Origin of the sequence: Microbacterium flavum, from assembly GCF_018717645.1 — a bacterium.
Lineage (GTDB): Bacteria > Actinomycetota > Actinomycetes > Actinomycetales > Microbacteriaceae > Microbacterium > Microbacterium flavum.
In genome coordinates this window covers 1-13,679 of sequence record NZ_JAFLHG010000002.1, presented here as the reverse complement: position 1 = coordinate 13,679, position 13,679 = coordinate 1, and the positions used below count along the sequence as shown (strand labels likewise).

The 13,679-nt window shown below is 71.2% G+C and carries 12 protein-coding genes; 2 read left to right on the top strand and 10 right to left on the bottom strand.

Annotated features, from left to right (window positions below):
* Window positions 1-200 precede the first annotated feature (200 nt).
* The 4 genes from J0P97_RS02075 to J0P97_RS02060 all read right to left on the bottom strand — a co-directional run bounded on the left by J0P97_RS02075 (window position 201) and on the right by J0P97_RS02060 (window position 6,332).
* On the bottom strand, window positions 201-1,229 hold the full coding sequence (locus J0P97_RS02075) for a 6-phosphofructokinase (RefSeq protein ID WP_215486127.1): 1,029 nt from the start codon (window positions 1,227-1,229) through the stop codon (window positions 201-203).
* 123 nt (window positions 1,230-1,352) lie between these two features.
* Window positions 1,353-3,542: a DEAD/DEAH box helicase gene (locus tag J0P97_RS02070; RefSeq protein WP_215486126.1), complete on the bottom strand. Its 2,190-nt coding sequence runs from the start codon at window positions 3,540-3,542 to the stop codon at window positions 1,353-1,355.
* Between the two features lie 244 nt (window positions 3,543-3,786).
* Entirely contained in the window at window positions 3,787-6,093 is a 2,307-nt protein-coding gene (locus tag J0P97_RS02065) for a heavy metal translocating P-type ATPase (RefSeq protein WP_215486125.1), read from the bottom strand.
* The gene (locus J0P97_RS02060; RefSeq protein WP_215486124.1) at window positions 6,090-6,332 is read right to left on the bottom strand and encodes a heavy-metal-associated domain-containing protein; all 243 of its coding nucleotides are present in this window, start codon (window positions 6,330-6,332) and stop codon (window positions 6,090-6,092) included. Before J0P97_RS02060 ends, J0P97_RS02065 begins: the two co-directional genes overlap by 4 nt.
* Window positions 6,333-6,416: 84 nt before the next feature.
* Here J0P97_RS02060 and deoC point away from each other — a divergent pair, with 84 nt between their 5' ends.
* Window positions 6,417-7,139, top strand: a complete 723-nt coding sequence (deoC, locus tag J0P97_RS02055) for a deoxyribose-phosphate aldolase (RefSeq protein ID WP_215486123.1) — start codon at window positions 6,417-6,419, stop codon at window positions 7,137-7,139.
* A gap of 40 nt (window positions 7,140-7,179) precedes the next feature.
* Here the strand turns inward: deoC and J0P97_RS02050 are convergent, their stop codons facing one another.
* Genes J0P97_RS02050 through truB form a run of 4 tightly spaced genes read right to left on the bottom strand, consistent with a single transcriptional unit; the run spans window position 7,180 to window position 9,913 of the window.
* On the bottom strand, window positions 7,180-8,148 hold the full coding sequence (locus tag J0P97_RS02050; RefSeq protein ID WP_215486122.1) for a bifunctional riboflavin kinase/FAD synthetase: 969 nt from the start codon (window positions 8,146-8,148) through the stop codon (window positions 7,180-7,182).
* On the bottom strand, window positions 8,145-8,600 hold the full coding sequence (locus tag J0P97_RS02045; RefSeq protein WP_215486121.1) for a hypothetical protein: 456 nt from the start codon (window positions 8,598-8,600) through the stop codon (window positions 8,145-8,147). Before J0P97_RS02045 ends, J0P97_RS02050 begins: the two co-directional genes overlap by 4 nt.
* A gap of 24 nt (window positions 8,601-8,624) precedes the next feature.
* Window positions 8,625-8,993 (bottom strand): hypothetical protein, encoded by a 369-nt coding sequence (locus J0P97_RS02040; protein WP_215486120.1) that lies wholly within the window; start codon window positions 8,991-8,993, stop codon window positions 8,625-8,627.
* A complete protein-coding gene (gene truB, locus J0P97_RS02035; protein ID WP_282837793.1) occupies window positions 8,990-9,913 on the bottom strand; it encodes a tRNA pseudouridine(55) synthase TruB in 924 nt (307 codons plus the stop codon). The genes J0P97_RS02040 and truB overlap by 4 nt, the downstream gene beginning before the upstream one ends.
* A gap of 159 nt (window positions 9,914-10,072) precedes the next feature.
* Between truB and J0P97_RS02030 the strand changes: the two genes are divergently transcribed.
* Complete coding sequence (locus J0P97_RS02030; RefSeq protein WP_215486119.1) at window positions 10,073-10,939, top strand: iron-sulfur binding domain-containing protein; 867 nt, start codon at window positions 10,073-10,075, stop codon at window positions 10,937-10,939.
* A 101-nt stretch (window positions 10,940-11,040) separates the two neighbouring features.
* Here J0P97_RS02030 and rbfA read toward each other — a convergent pair whose 3' ends face one another.
* Window positions 11,041-11,478, bottom strand: coding sequence for a 30S ribosome-binding factor RbfA (rbfA, locus tag J0P97_RS02025; protein ID WP_215486118.1), 438 nt, complete (start codon window positions 11,476-11,478; stop codon window positions 11,041-11,043).
* Between the two features lie 72 nt (window positions 11,479-11,550).
* On the bottom strand, window positions 11,551-13,679 hold a 2,129-nt coding region (infB, locus tag J0P97_RS02020; protein ID WP_215486117.1), incomplete at its 5' end, for a translation initiation factor IF-2.

Below are 13,679 nucleotides of genomic sequence, written 5' to 3'. Positions count from 1 at the left end.
GTGGATGCCGCGCTCCGCCGGCCTCCCGCTGGCGCACCCATGTCCCAGATGTGGCTGGATCACACCTCAAGAAACAGCCGCACGTGGGACGCGCCTCGCCCAGAGTGGGACAAGGCGCACCGCAGGTGGGACGCGCCCCGCCATAAGTGGGACGCGGTGATCCGACACCCCGCCGACACGGGGATGAGAGGAGGGCGGGCTCAGCCGAAGAGCGCGGCGGCCTCTTCGTAGCGGTAGATCGGCACGGTGTTGAGCTCGCCGAGGGCGTCGGCGAACGGCACGCGCACGATATCGGTCCCCTTCATCGAGACCATCTGACCCCACGCCCCCTCCGCGACGGCGTCCGCGGCGTGCAGGCCGAGTCGGGTCGCGAGCACGCGGTCGAACGCCGAGGGCGACCCCCCGCGCTGGATGTGACCGAGCACCGTCGACCGGGTCTCGATGCCGGTGATGCGCTCGATCTCGGGCGCGAGGATCTCGCCGATGCCGCCGAGGCGCGGACGGTTGAAGGCGTCGAGGCCCTTGTCGCTGTACGCCTCGTCCATGCCGGTGAGGGTGAAGCCCTCCGAGACGACGACGAGGGGCGCGCGACCGCGGTCGTGCGCCTTCTGCACCTGAGCCGTGATCTCCTCGATCGACATCGGCACCTCGGGGATGCAGATGACGTGCGCGCCCGCGGCGATGCCGGAGTGCAGCGCGATCCAGCCGACGTGGCGGCCCATGACCTCGGCGACCATGCAGCGCTGGTGCGAGTCACCGGTCGTGCGCAGGCGGTCCATCGCCTCCGTCGCGATGTTGACGGCCGTATCGAACCCGAAGGAGTAGTCGGTCGCCCGCAGGTCGTTGTCGATCGTCTTCGGCACGCCCATGACGTTGATTCCGTCGTTGTAGAGCCGGTTCGCCGCCGCGAGGGTGCCCTCGCCGCCGATCGCGATGATGCCGTCGATGCGGTGACCGTAGAGGGTCGCCTTGATGTTCTCGGCCCCGCCGCGCGGACCCTCGTAGGGGTTGGTGCGGGACGTCCCGAGGATCGTGCCGCCGACCTTGGACAGGCCCTTCACCTCGTGCCGGGTGAGGGGGAAGAAGTCACCGTCGACGACGCCGCGCCACCCGTCGCGGATGCCGACGAACTCGATGTTGTAGTTGGTCGTGCCCTTGAGGACGACGCCGCGGATCACGGCGTTCAGGCCCGGGCAGTCTCCGCCGGAGGTGAGGATGCCGATCTTCATGTGGAGATCCTTTGGTTGGGGGTTGTGTTCCGGCGTCACTGCCTCCCCCGACACTATCGCCGGATGCCGCGGCCCTGCCACCGACCCCGCCGTCCATAACGGACGACGGAGCCGGCGTCTCGCTCAGGCCGCGCCGAGCGCCTGCCGCAGGAGGTGCATGAGCGCGGACTGCTGCACCGAGTCGCTCGAGGTCGGATCGATCTGCGCACCGTCGAGGGCGCGCGCCGCGAGCGACTGCTTCGAGTCGATGAGCTCGGCGATCTTCGTGTCGATCGTGTGCGCGGCGATGATCCGCCACGCGGTCACCGGCTCGTCCTGGCCGATGCGGTGCACACGGTCGATCGCCTGGGTCTGCTCGGCGGCCGTCCAACTCAGCTCCGCGAGGACGACGTTGGATGCCGCCTGCAGGTTGAGCCCGACGCCGGCGGCGGTCAGGGAGCACACCGCGATCGCGACGGACGGGTCCTCGTTGAACGCATCGATCGCCTGCTGGCGCACGGGCGTCGTCTGGTCACCGCGGATCGAGACGGTGCGGAGCCCCGCCTGGGCGAAGTGCGCCTCGGCGGCATCCATGACGTCGATGTGCTTCGCGAAGAAGACCACCTTGCCCACCGAGCGCTGCAGCTGCGCGGCATAGTCGGCCGCGAGGAGGGCCTTGGCCTGACCGATCTTCCGAACCATCGTGAAGACGTTGTCCGAACCCGAGCCCTGCGCCTTGGACTCCTCCAGCTCGCCGTGCGCGACGAGGCGCACGATGTCCTCGTCGACCTCGCCGAAGAGGACCTTGTCGCCGCGCGCCTCGATGATGCGGCGGTACTTCGCCGCGAGGCGCTCGCCGAGCTCCCGCTCCGCGGCGCGGATCGAGCGCCCGAACTCGTCGTCGAGCTCCACCGGGAGATCGGCGATGAGCTTGTCGGGGAGGTCGGCCGCGACATCCTTCTTCTTGCGGCGCACGATCCCCATGGAGATCACCGCGTCGCGCGCTTCGGGATAGAACGCCTTGTCCGCGGGGGTGAAGCCCGAGGCATCCAGCTTCTCCATGAGCTCAGGGCCCGGCTTCTCGCCGTTCGTCCAGCCCAGGAAGCGCCAGATCGCGTCGAAGTCCTCGACGTCGTTGATGAGCGGCGTGCCGGTGAGGGCCAGCATGAGCGGATCGCGGACCTGCTCGCGGATGCGTGCGCCCAGGGCGAGGACGTTCTGCGACCGCTGCGAGCCGAGGTTCTTGATGAAGTGCGCCTCGTCGACGACCATGCCCCGAAGACCGAGAGAGCCGAGCCAGGACAGATGGCGGTCGAGCACCTCGTAGTTCACGATGAAGACGTCGGCGAAGGCGTCGACCTGACCGCCGTCTCCGTGGATGACGGTGGCGCGGCGCTGCGGCGTCCACCGCTCCACCTCACGCGCCCAGTTCATCTTGACGACGTTCGGGACGACCGCCAGGAGCGGGTAGGCGCCGGCGACGGAGGCGCCGATCACCGACTGCGCGGTCTTGCCGAGGCCCGGCTCGTCGGCCAGCAGGAACGAGCGGTGGCCGCCGCGGACCGCCTCCAGGAAGCGCGACTGGTGCGGCATGATCTCGAGCCCCTTGGGCGAGAGCCGGTCGAACTCCGGCACGGGCGGGAGCTCCATCGACGCGGCCGCACCGCCTGCGCCGGTCTCGAACGCCTTGTACAGGGGACCCATGAGCTCCCAGCCGTCCAAGCGCCGGCGGGCGGAGGATGCCGGGGCGCGCAGCGCCGCATCGGGCGCGAGGAACGGGTTGGACTCGCGCCGCGCCTCGATCTGCGGCGGCATGACCTGACGCTCGGCGAGCGCCGCCGGAACGACGGGGGTGCCCGACCAGTTCTGCGTGGTCTTCGCCGCGTCGGTGATGATCAGCTCGTCTTCGGGCAGCTCGGCGCCCGACTCGAGCAGCCAGTCACGACGCATCCTCTTCGCGACCGGCGAGGTCGCCTGATCCACTTCGAGCAGCTGGATCAGCGATGTGTCCCGCGCCGCCGTCTTGGCGAGGATCGTGGCGACCCCGTCCAGCCGCTTCAGCAGCTCGGCGCGAGCCGCCGTCGGAACGGCCTCGTCGGCCTTGACGCGGGCGCGCTCCTCGCGGACGAGGAAGGCGATCACCTGGAACTTGACGCGGTTGGTCGGTCCGAGCTTGCCGCGCTGCGACTTCGCCTCGACCTCGCGCACCTTGCGCGCGAGGATCGGGATGAGGGGCGCGTCGTCGTCGCGACGCGCGGACGATCCGCGGGACTGCCCGCGGCGGCGGGCGGTGTCGCTGCTGCGCGACGTTGCGGTGGATGCCGTGGGCGGCATGCTCCTCCTGAGCTGCTGATCCGGTGCGGAACCGGCGTGACGTCGGCCTTCGCGCTCACGCGCCGGCCGACCGGTCTGGGGCCGCGGCTGCTGCCGCGGAGAGTGCTGGAGTCCTGCCCCAGCCGGCTGCGGGTACTCGCTTCTGCGAGCTGCGGCGACGACGGGGGCGGTGTCCTCGGCATCCATCTTAGCGTGCCGACTCCCGCGCCCGCATCACACCCCGCGCGCCGCCTCCGTGCGCGCCTCAGCGGGCGGAGCGCAGCCGGAGGCTGTTGAGCACGACGAAGACGCTCGAGAACGCCATGGCGGCGCCGGCGAGCATCGGGTTCAGCAAGCCGAGCGCAGCGGCGGGAAGTGCGGCGACGTTGTACGCGAACGCCCAGAACAGGTTGCCGCGGATCGTCCGCATCGTGCGGCGGCTCAGCGAGAGCGCCGTCAGCACCGGCGTGAGCCCCTGGCCGGCGAGCGCGATGTCACTCGCGTGCATCGCGGCATCCGTGCCGCCGCCCATCGCGATCCCGAGGTCGGCGGTCGCGAGTGCGGCGGCGTCGTTGACGCCGTCGCCGACCATCGCGACGCGCCCGCCTTCGGCTTGCAGACGGGCGATCTCTGCGACCTTCGCCTCGGGCAGAACACCCGCGATCACCTCGTCGATGCCCGCGGCGGAGGCCGCCGCCCGCGCCGCGCCGGGGTTGTCCCCCGTCAGGAGGATGATGCGGAGGCCCTCCGAGCGCAGGCGCGCGACCGTCTGCGCACTGTCGGCGCGAACGAGGTCGGACACGGCCACGACGCCGCGGACGGCACCGTCCCATCCGGCGACGACCGTGGTCGCTCCGGATGCCTCCGCGCTCGCCACGGCCGCGGCCGCCTCCTCCGGCAGGCCCCCGACGATCTCGACGGCGAAGGCGGGGCGCCCCGCGAAGACGTCGTGTCCGTCCACCGTGCCGGTGACTCCGCGCCCGGCGATCCCCGCGAAGCCGGTGACGGGGGCGTGGTCCGCGGTGAGCGCCGAGATCGCCCGTGCGACGGGGTGCTCGGACGCGCGCTCGAGCGACCCGATGACGCGGGTGAACTCCGCGGCATCCGTCCCCTGCAGGGGGGTCAGGTCGGAGACCGTCATCTCACCGCTGGTGAGAGTGCCCGTCTTGTCGAGGACGACGGTGTCGATCCGCTCGGCCGCCTCGAGGGCGTCCGGCCCCGTGATCAGGATGCCGAGCTGCGCGCCGCGCCCGGTGCCGACGAGGATCGCGACCGGGGTGGCGAGGCCCAGGGCGCACGGGCAGGCGATGATGAGCACGGCCACCGCCGCGGTGAATCCCGAGACGACCGAGGCCCCGCTGAAGCCGCCCACGACCATCCAGGCGACGAGGGTCAGCGCCGCGAGCGCGACGACGACGGGGACGAAGACCGCCGACACCCGGTCTGCGAGGCGCTGCACGCGACTCTTCTCGGCCTGGGCATGCTCGACCAGGCGCGCCAGGTGCGCGAGGCGGGTGTCGTCTCCGACGGAGGTGGCCCGGACGATGAGCCGGCCGTCGGAGGCGAGCGTGCCCCCGGTGACGGTGCTGCCTGCGGAGGCCTCGACCGGGGCGGACTCCCCGGTGATCATGCTCTCGTCGATCGAGGCATCGCCCGCGACGACGACGCCGTCGGTCGCGACCTTCTCCCCCGGCCGGACGACGAATCGGTCGCCGACGCGAAGACGCTCGATCCCCACCCGGGTGCCGTCCTCGAGTTCGACGTCGCGCGCGGCGAGGTCGAGCAGGGCGTGCACCGCGGCGCCGGCGCGGCGCTTGGAGCGCTGCTCGATGACGCGGCCGAGCAGGAGGAAGACGGTCACGGCGGCGGCGACTTCGAAGTAGACGAGCGAGGACGGATCGTGGACGGGGGCGAAGAGTCCGCCCTCATGGGTCATGCCGATCCGCCCGGCGCTGCCGAACAGAAGGGCCCACACGCTCCAGAGGAAGGCGGCGCCCGTCCCGAGCGTGATGAGCGTGTCCATGGTCATGGCCCCGTGGCGCGCGTTCGCGAACGTTGCGCGGTGGAACGGCCAGCCGCCCCAGAGGACGACGGGCGTCGTCAGCGCGAGTGAGACCCACTGCCACCCGGGGAACTGCCACGCGGGAACCATCCCGAGCGCGATGACCGGAATGGCGAGTGCCGCGCTGACGAGCAACCGCGTCAGGAGCGTCGTCCTGCCCGGACGGTCCTCGACGTCGTGGACGTGGCCGCCATCGGACTGCTCGGGCGCGTGGCCCTCGTGCGGCTGCTCGGGCGCGTGGCTGCGCGACGGTCGGACGTGGGCGTCGTAGCCCGCCTCGCGGACCGCGGCGAGCAGTTCCTCGGGCGCCAGCGCGGTGGGGTATTCGACGCGCGCAGACTCGGTCGCCAGGTTGACCGATGCCGACACGCCGTCGAGCCTCTGCAAGCGCTTCTCGACGCGGGCGACACAGCTCGCACACGTCATGCCCTCGATGTCGAGGACCGCCTGCGCGCGCGGCGCCTCTGCAGAATCCGCGGGGTGGCCGCGGCCCCGATCGGCGATGGTCATCGGGAGCCGACCAGGGTGTAGCCGGCCTCGTCGACGGCCGCCGCGATCGCCGCTTCGGGCACGCCATCCGAGGAAGTCACGGTGACGTCGCCGGCGCCCACATCCACGCGCACGTCGGTCACGCCGTCGACGCGGCGCACTTCCCGCTCGACGGCCCCGGCGCAGTGCGCGCACGTCATCCCCTCGACCTGGAAGGTCTGGGCGCCGGCTGCTGCCGGAGTGGTGGCCTCGTTCGTCATGTTCGCTCCTCGTGTGCGGTTGGGTGCCCTCTCCACACCGAACATGATACCCCCCTGGGGTATTCCCGGACATAGGCTGGAGGCATGTCCCGCATCACTGAACGCTCCCTCGCGGCCACCATCGACCACGCGATCCTGAAGCCCGAACTGACTCGCGTCGACGTCGACGCCGAGCTCGACATCGCGGCTGAGTGGAAGGTCTTCAGCGTCTGCGTGCGCCCGAGCGACATCGCGTACGCGGTCCATCGCCTCGAGGGCACCGGCGTCGCCGTCGGCACCGTCATCGGATTCCCGCACGGGACGACCTCCACCGCCGCCAAGGTCGCCGAAGTGCGTCAGGCGCTCGCGGACGGGGCCACCGAGTTCGACATGGTCATCAACATCGGCCGCCTGCGCTCGGGCGCCGAGTTCGACGACGAGGTCGTCCAGGACATCGCCGCGGTCGTCGAGGCGGCATCCGGCCATGTCACCAAGGTCATCCTCGAGACCGCCCTTCTCGATGACGAGCAGATCGCCCGCGGCAGCCGCCTCACCGAGCGCGGCGGCGCCGACTTCGTCAAGACCTCGACCGGCTTCGCCGGCGGTGGCGCGACCGCCGCGCACGTCCGCCTCATGGGCGAGAACGTGGGCGACGGCGTGCAGGTGAAGGCGTCGGGCGGCGTGCGCAGCTATGCGGACGCGCTCGCGATGCTCGATGCCGGCGCGACGCGCCTCGGCACGAGCGGCAGCGCGGTCATCCTGGGTGAGGCTCGGCGGGTGGATGCCGGCGAGGAGTCCACCGGCGCTGTCGACGCCGCCTCCTACTGAGCGGAGCGGCCGCTGCCGCCGCTGACCTCAGAAGCGGCCGTCAGGCCCGCAGCGAGCGCCGGACGCTCTCGACATCCTCGGCCATCTGTGCGATCAGCTTCTCGATGCCCTCGAAGGCCACCATCCCGCGGATACGGTGCGTGAACTGCACCTGCACGTGATGGCCGTAGAGATCGAGGTCGGTCTCGTCCAACACATACGCCTCCACCTGGCGGCGGTCGACGTCATCGAAGGTCGGATTCGTCCCGATGGAGATCGCGGCCGGGTAACGGGTGACCGCGGCTGCGGCATCCGTCCGCCCGGCCGACGACCCGAGATCCACGAGCCACCCGGCGTAGACGCCGTCCGCGGGGATGAACCCCTCCGCATCTGGCTCGAGGTTCGCCGTCGGGAAGCCGAGCTCGCGTCCGCGCTTCAGACCGTGCACGACCTCGCCCTCGACCGCGTGCGGTCGGCCCAGGAGTCGCGCGGCTCCCTCGACGTCGCCGGCGGAGAGAAGGTCGCGCACCCAGGTCGACGAGACGCGACGCCCGCCGCCCTGCACGTCGCCGACCACGTCGACGACGAAGCCGTACTGCGCGCCGAGCTCCTCGAGGAGGGCGGGGTCGCCCGCTCCCCCGCGACCGAAGCGGAAGTCGTCGCCGACCATGACGGTCACGACTCCGAGCGCGTCGACGAGCATGTGCTCGACGAAGGCGCGGGGCTCGAGGCCCGCCAGGCTCTCATCGAAGCGCAGCACGAGGGTCGCGTCGACCCCGGCATCCGCCAGCTGGTCGAGCTTCTGATCGATGCTCGAGAGCGGTTCGGGGCAGAGCTCCGGTCGCAGCAGGCTCAGCGGGTTGCGGTCGAACGTGACCGCGACCACGCGGGCACCGGCATCAGCGGCCGTCACCCGGGCGCGATCGATGACCGCCCGGTGACCCGAATGGACGCCGTCGAACTTCCCGATCACGACGACGCTCGGCCCGAAGCCCGCAGGCACGTCGGCCGGTGAATGGAACGCGATCACCACTGAGACCCTTCGATGACGGCCTGAGGCACCTCAGGCTCGGGAATGCCGTCCCGATGGCGGACGAGCCACCACAGTCCGACGAACGGGAGCACCAGCGGGACCCAGAAGTAGCCGTAGCCGAAGCCCGACCAGACGGTCGCGTCGTGCGAGAAGAGATCGGGGTGCGTGAGGCTCAGGGTGCCCACGACGAGGACCCCCACGAGCTCGAAGAGGATCGCGACCCACGCCACGACGTACCACCCACCGCTGCCCGAGCGCACCAGCGCGACCGTCGCGACGATGTAGACGATGGCGGATGCCGCGGACAGGGAGTACGCCAGCGGGGCGTTCGCGAAGTCCTCGACGATCTGCACGAGCGAACGTCCCGTCGCCGCCAGAGCCATGATCGCGTAGACGACCACGAGGACCCGGCCGATGCCGGTCATGCGGGTTCGAGAGGTGGGCGACATGACCTCTCAATGATAGGCGGGCGCTCAGAGCGCCGGCGTTGTCCAGATGACCTCCATGCGCCAGACCATGACGGCGACCGCGAGCGCTGCGATGCCCATGATCACGGTGCTCCAGCGGCTGCGTTCGAGGAGCGCCCAGAACACCGCGGCGGGCGGGAGGAGGACTGCGGAGACGAGATACACCCAGAACTCCAACGCGCTCCCCACCGGCGGGTTGCCTGCGAACGGCGCGACGATCGCGATGACCACCTGCACGACGAGAAGGAGGAGAAGGAGAGCCATCCCCCCCACGGTCACATCGCCGGGGCGGCGCCCCGCGAGCCCGGCGACGACCGCGACGACGCCGACGACGACCGCGACGACGACCTGGGCGATCGCGAACCACCAGATCATGACTGCTCCTGCGCCATGTTCATGGCGCTCTTCAGGTCGGCGCCGCGGCGCTCGAGGATGCCGATCAGCCGGCCCTCCGGGTCGATCGCCGCCGGAGTCGCCGTCGCCAGTCCCTCCAGCCGAGGGGCGGCGCCGAGCAGACGCTTGCCGTGGCGGAGGTCGCGCGCCTCGTCGGCCGTGACCGGCAGGGCCCCGAGGACCTCGCTCGCGACGTGAGCCGGCGAGGCGAGGGCGGCGCCCGGGGCGAGCTCTGCGGCATCCGCCACGGAGAACGGACCGATGCGGGTGCGACGGAGGGCGGTCAGGTGCCCGCCGATCCCGAGGCCCGCGCCGAGGTCGCGGGCCAGGGCGCGGATGTAGGTGCCGCTCGTGCAGTCGACGACGACATCGAGATCGATCGCGCCGACCGTGCGGCGGGTGGCCAGGACATCGAACCGCCCGACCGTCACCGCGCGGGCCTTCAGCTCCACGACCTCGCCGGCACGGGCGAGGTCGTACGCGCGCTTGCCGTCCACTTTGATCGCGGAGACCGTGGACGGCACCTGGGAGATGTCACCCGTGAGCGCCGCGACCCCGGCGGCGATCTGCGCGTCGGACGCAGCGGCGAGCACCGCGGGGTCCGCCGTCGCCGTCGGGGTCCCGTCGGCATCGTCGGAGTCGGTGGTCACGCCGAGCCTGATGGTGGCCTCGTAGGTCTTGTCGAGGCCGACGACGAAGGTCAGCAGGCGGGTTGCGGGACCGACACCGAGGACGAGCAGCCCCGTCGCCATCGGGTCGAGGGTGCCGGCGTGGCCGACCTTCCTGGTGCCCAGCGCGCGGCGCGCACGGGCCACGATGTCGTGGCTCGTGACTCCCCCGGGCTTGTCGACGAGCAGGATGCCGTTCGGCGATGGTGCGATCGCGGCGGTGTTCTCGGGCACCTCTCAAGCCTAAGCGGGCGCGCAGCGGCCGCATGCGTACCGTATGCAGGACCGTCGGGGTCCGGAGCGCGGCCACCGGACGGGTTTCCGCGGGCGCAGCTCGAGAGTGGCGGCGTTCGTCCTGCGAACGGTACGCGCGCCGCGCCCTAGGCTGGCGTGATGCCCGACCTCGCCGCCCCGCTCATCGCGTGGTTTCGGAGCAACGCACGCGACCTGCCCTGGCGCGCGCCGGGGTTCTCGGCGTGGGGCACCCTCGTGAGCGAGTTCATGCTCCAGCAGACGCCCGTGAATCGGGTGATCCCCCACCTGGCGGCGTGGCTGGAGCGATGGCCGACGCCGACCGCGCTCGCCGGCGACGCGCCGGCTGCCGCCGTCGCGCAGTGGGCGAACCTCGGCTACCCGCGTCGCGCCTTGTGGCTCCATCGTGCGGCCGTGGAGATCCGCGATCGGCACGAGGGGATCGTCCCGCGCCGTGTCGAGGACCTCCTCGCGCTGACCGGGATCGGGGATTACACGGCGCGAGCCGTCGCCGTCTTCGCCTACGGCGATCGGCACCCCGTCGTCGACACCAACACCCGCCGCGTCCTCGCGCGTGCGCTCGAGGGACGGTCGCAGCCGGGCGCGCCGTCCAAGGGCGACCTCGCGACGATGGCCGCGCTCCTCCCCGAAGACCAGGCGGAGGCCGCCATCGTCAACGCGGCCGCAATGGAGCTCGGCGCCGTCGTCTGCACCGCCCGCGCACCGCGCTGCGAGGCATGCCCCATCGCGCACGCGTGCGCGTGGCGCGCCGCCAGCTACCCCGACACGGGCGACGGGCGACGGAGGCAGGCGCGCTACGAGGGCAGCGACCGCCAGGCACGCGGAGCGATCCTCCGGGCGTTGCGCCATGCGCCGACGCACGAGCTCCCCGAGGAGGCCGTGGCGTCCGACCTGGCCGACCGCGCGCAACGTGACCGCGCGATCGACTCGCTCGTCGCCGACGGCCTCATCGAGGCCTCCGGAGGAACGCTCCGTCTGCCTCGCTAGGGCGTACGCCTCGCTCGGCCGTACGCATCGGGATAGGACCTTCCTCGCGACAGCGTCCGGGGGCGCTTGCCGCGGGCACCGGCCCGGCGAACTGCGTGCTCTCAGTCCTCGTCGGCGTCGAGCTCGCGGGGCTTGACGTACGGGTCGGCCTCGCCCGCGTAGCTCGCGGTCGAGGCGAGACCTGCGACGGCCTGATCGCGCTCACGCGCCTCTCGCAGCAGGTCGGCGATGTGGCCCGCGTTCTCGGGCAGCGCGTCCGGGATGAACTCGAGCGACGGTGTCAGCCGCACCCCGAGCTGCTTGCCGACCTCGCTGCGGATCATGCCGGTCGCCGCCTTCAGCGCAGCAGCGGAGTCGGCGCGCGCCTGGTCGTCGCCGTACACGGTGTAGAACACCGACGCGTGCTGCAGGTCACCGGTGACGCGCACGTCGGTGATCGTCACGAAGCCCAGTCGCGGGTCGCGCAGCCCCTTCTCGAGGCGCTCCGCGATGAGCACGCGGATGCGGTCCGACATGCGAGCCTGACGTTCGGATGCCATCTGAATCTCCTTCGGGTGTGCGTGAGGGGCGCCCGGGACTTCTCCCGGAGCGCCCCTCACCGAGGGCGCGGATCAGCCGCGAGGCTTCTCCACCATCTCGGTCGTCTCGATCTCGTCGCCGATCTGGATGTCGTTGAACTTGCCCAGACCGATACCGGCCTCGAAGTCCGTGCGGACCTCGGTGACGTCGTCCTTGAAGCGGCGCAGCGACTCGATCGCCAGACCGTCTGCCAGGACCACGCCGTCGCGGATGACGCGCGCCTTGGCGTTGCGCGTGATCGTACCGGATCGGACGATGACACCGGCGATGTTGCCGAACTTCGAGGAGCGGAACACCTCGCGGATCTCGGCGACACCGGACTGCTTCTCTTCGAACTCCGGCTTGAGCAGGCCCTTGAGCGACTGCTCGACGTCGTCGATCGCGTTGTAGATGACCGAGTAGAACCGGACGTCCACACCCTCGCGGGCGGCGCGCTCGCGCGCCTTCGTGTCGGGGCGGACGTTGAAGCCGATCACGATCGCGTTGTCGATCGTGGCCAGGTTGATGTCCGACTCGGTGATCGCACCGACGCCGCGGTGGATGATCCGCAGCTGGACCGAGTCATCGACCTCGATCTTCAGGAGCGACTCCTCCAGCGCCTCGACGGCACCGGAGACGTCACCCTTGATGATGAGGTTGAGCGACTCGACCTTGCCCTCTTCCAGAGCACGGGTGAAGTCCTCGAGCGAGATGCGCTTGCGGGCCTTGGCCAGCTGGGCGTTGCGCTCGGCGGCCTCGCGCTTCTCGGCGATCTGGCGGGCGAGACGGTCCTCCTCGGTGACGATGAAGGTGTCACCGGCGCGGGGAACCGAGTTGAGTCCCTGCACCTGAACCGGACGCGACGGCCAGGCCTCCTCGACCGCATCGCCGTTCTCGTCGACCATCGCACGCACGCGCCCATAGGCCGTGCCGGCGACGATCGCGTCGCCGACGCGCAGCGTTCCGGACTGGATCAGCACCGTGGCGACCGAACCGCGACCCTTGTCGAGCTTCGCTTCGATCGCGACACCGCGGGCTGCCTTGTTCGGGTTGGCCGTGAGGTCCAGGCCCGCATCGGCGGTGAGGAGCACCGCATCCAGCAGGTCCTGGATGCCGATGTTCTGACGCGCGGAGACGTCGACGAACATGACGTCGCCGCCGTACTCCTCGGCGACCAGGCCGTACTCGGTGAGCTGCTGACGGACCTTCGCGGGGTTCGCCTCGGGCTTGTCGACCTTGTTGACCGCGACCACGATCGGCACGTTCGCCGCCTGGGCGTGGTTCAGGGCCTCCACCGTCTGGGGCATGATGCCGTCGTCGGCGGCGACCACGAGGATCGCGATGTCGGTCACCTGCGCACCACGGGCACGCATCGCGGTGAACGCCTCGTGACCCGGGGTGTCGATGAAGGTGATGGCGCGCTCGATGCCCTCGTGCTCGGTCCACACCTGGTAGGCGCCGATGTGCTGGGTGATGCCACCGGCCTCGCCTGCCACGACGTTCGTCTGGCGGATCGCGTCGAGAAGACGCGTCTTACCGTGGTCGACGTGACCCATGACGGTGACGACGGGGGGTCGGATCTCGAGGTCATCCTCGCTCTCCGCCTCCAGCTCCGCTTCGAGGTCGAGACCGAAGCCCTCGAGGAGCTCCTTGTCCTCATCCTCGGGCGAGACCATGTCGATCTTGTAGCCGAGCTCGGCGCCGAGCACCTCGAAGGTGGCCTCGTCGAGAGACTCGGTCGCCGTCGCCATCTCACCGAGGTTGAAGAGGATCGTCACGAGCGTGCCGGGCTGCACGGTGTAGCCGCGGATGGCCTCGAGCTTGTCGGCGAAGTCGGAGATCGACGCGCCGCGACGCAGGCGGATGATCTCGCCGTTGCCCTTCGAGACGTTGACGCCGCCGACGACCGGCGCATCCCGCATCTCGAATTCCTGCCGCTTCGCCCGACGCGACTTGCGCTGCTTGCTCTTGCCGCCGCCCTTGCCGAAGGCACCCGCGGTGCCTCCGCCGGGACCGCGACCGCGGCCGCCGCCACCACCGGGACGTCCGGCGAACCCGCCGGGCGCTCCGCCGGGTGCGCCCGGGCGCTGGAAGCCGCCGGCACCGCCGGGACGACCGGGGCCGCCGGGGCGCTGCTGGAACGGAGCACCGGGACGGCCACCGCCGCCGGGGCGGCCTGCGC

Coding starts and splice junctions, on each gene's coding strand:
- J0P97_RS02075 (WP_215486127.1), bottom strand. CDS start 1,229: ATGAAGATCGGCATCCTCACCTCCGGCGGAGACTGCCCGGGCCTGAAC.
- J0P97_RS02070 (WP_215486126.1), bottom strand. CDS start 3,542: ATGCCGCCCACGGCATCCACCGCAACGTCGCGCAGCAGCGACACCGCC.
- J0P97_RS02065 (WP_215486125.1), bottom strand. CDS start 6,093: ATGACCATCGCCGATCGGGGCCGCGGCCACCCCGCGGATTCTGCAGAG.
- J0P97_RS02060 (WP_215486124.1), bottom strand. CDS start 6,332: ATGACGAACGAGGCCACCACTCCGGCAGCAGCCGGCGCCCAGACCTTC.
- deoC (WP_215486123.1), top strand. CDS start 6,417: ATGTCCCGCATCACTGAACGCTCCCTCGCGGCCACCATCGACCACGCG.
- J0P97_RS02045 (WP_215486121.1), bottom strand. CDS start 8,600: ATGTCGCCCACCTCTCGAACCCGCATGACCGGCATCGGCCGGGTCCTC.
- J0P97_RS02040 (WP_215486120.1), bottom strand. CDS start 8,993: ATGATCTGGTGGTTCGCGATCGCCCAGGTCGTCGTCGCGGTCGTCGTC.
- J0P97_RS02030 (WP_215486119.1), top strand. CDS start 10,073: ATGCCCGACCTCGCCGCCCCGCTCATCGCGTGGTTTCGGAGCAACGCA.
- rbfA (WP_215486118.1), bottom strand. CDS start 11,478: ATGGCATCCGAACGTCAGGCTCGCATGTCGGACCGCATCCGCGTGCTC.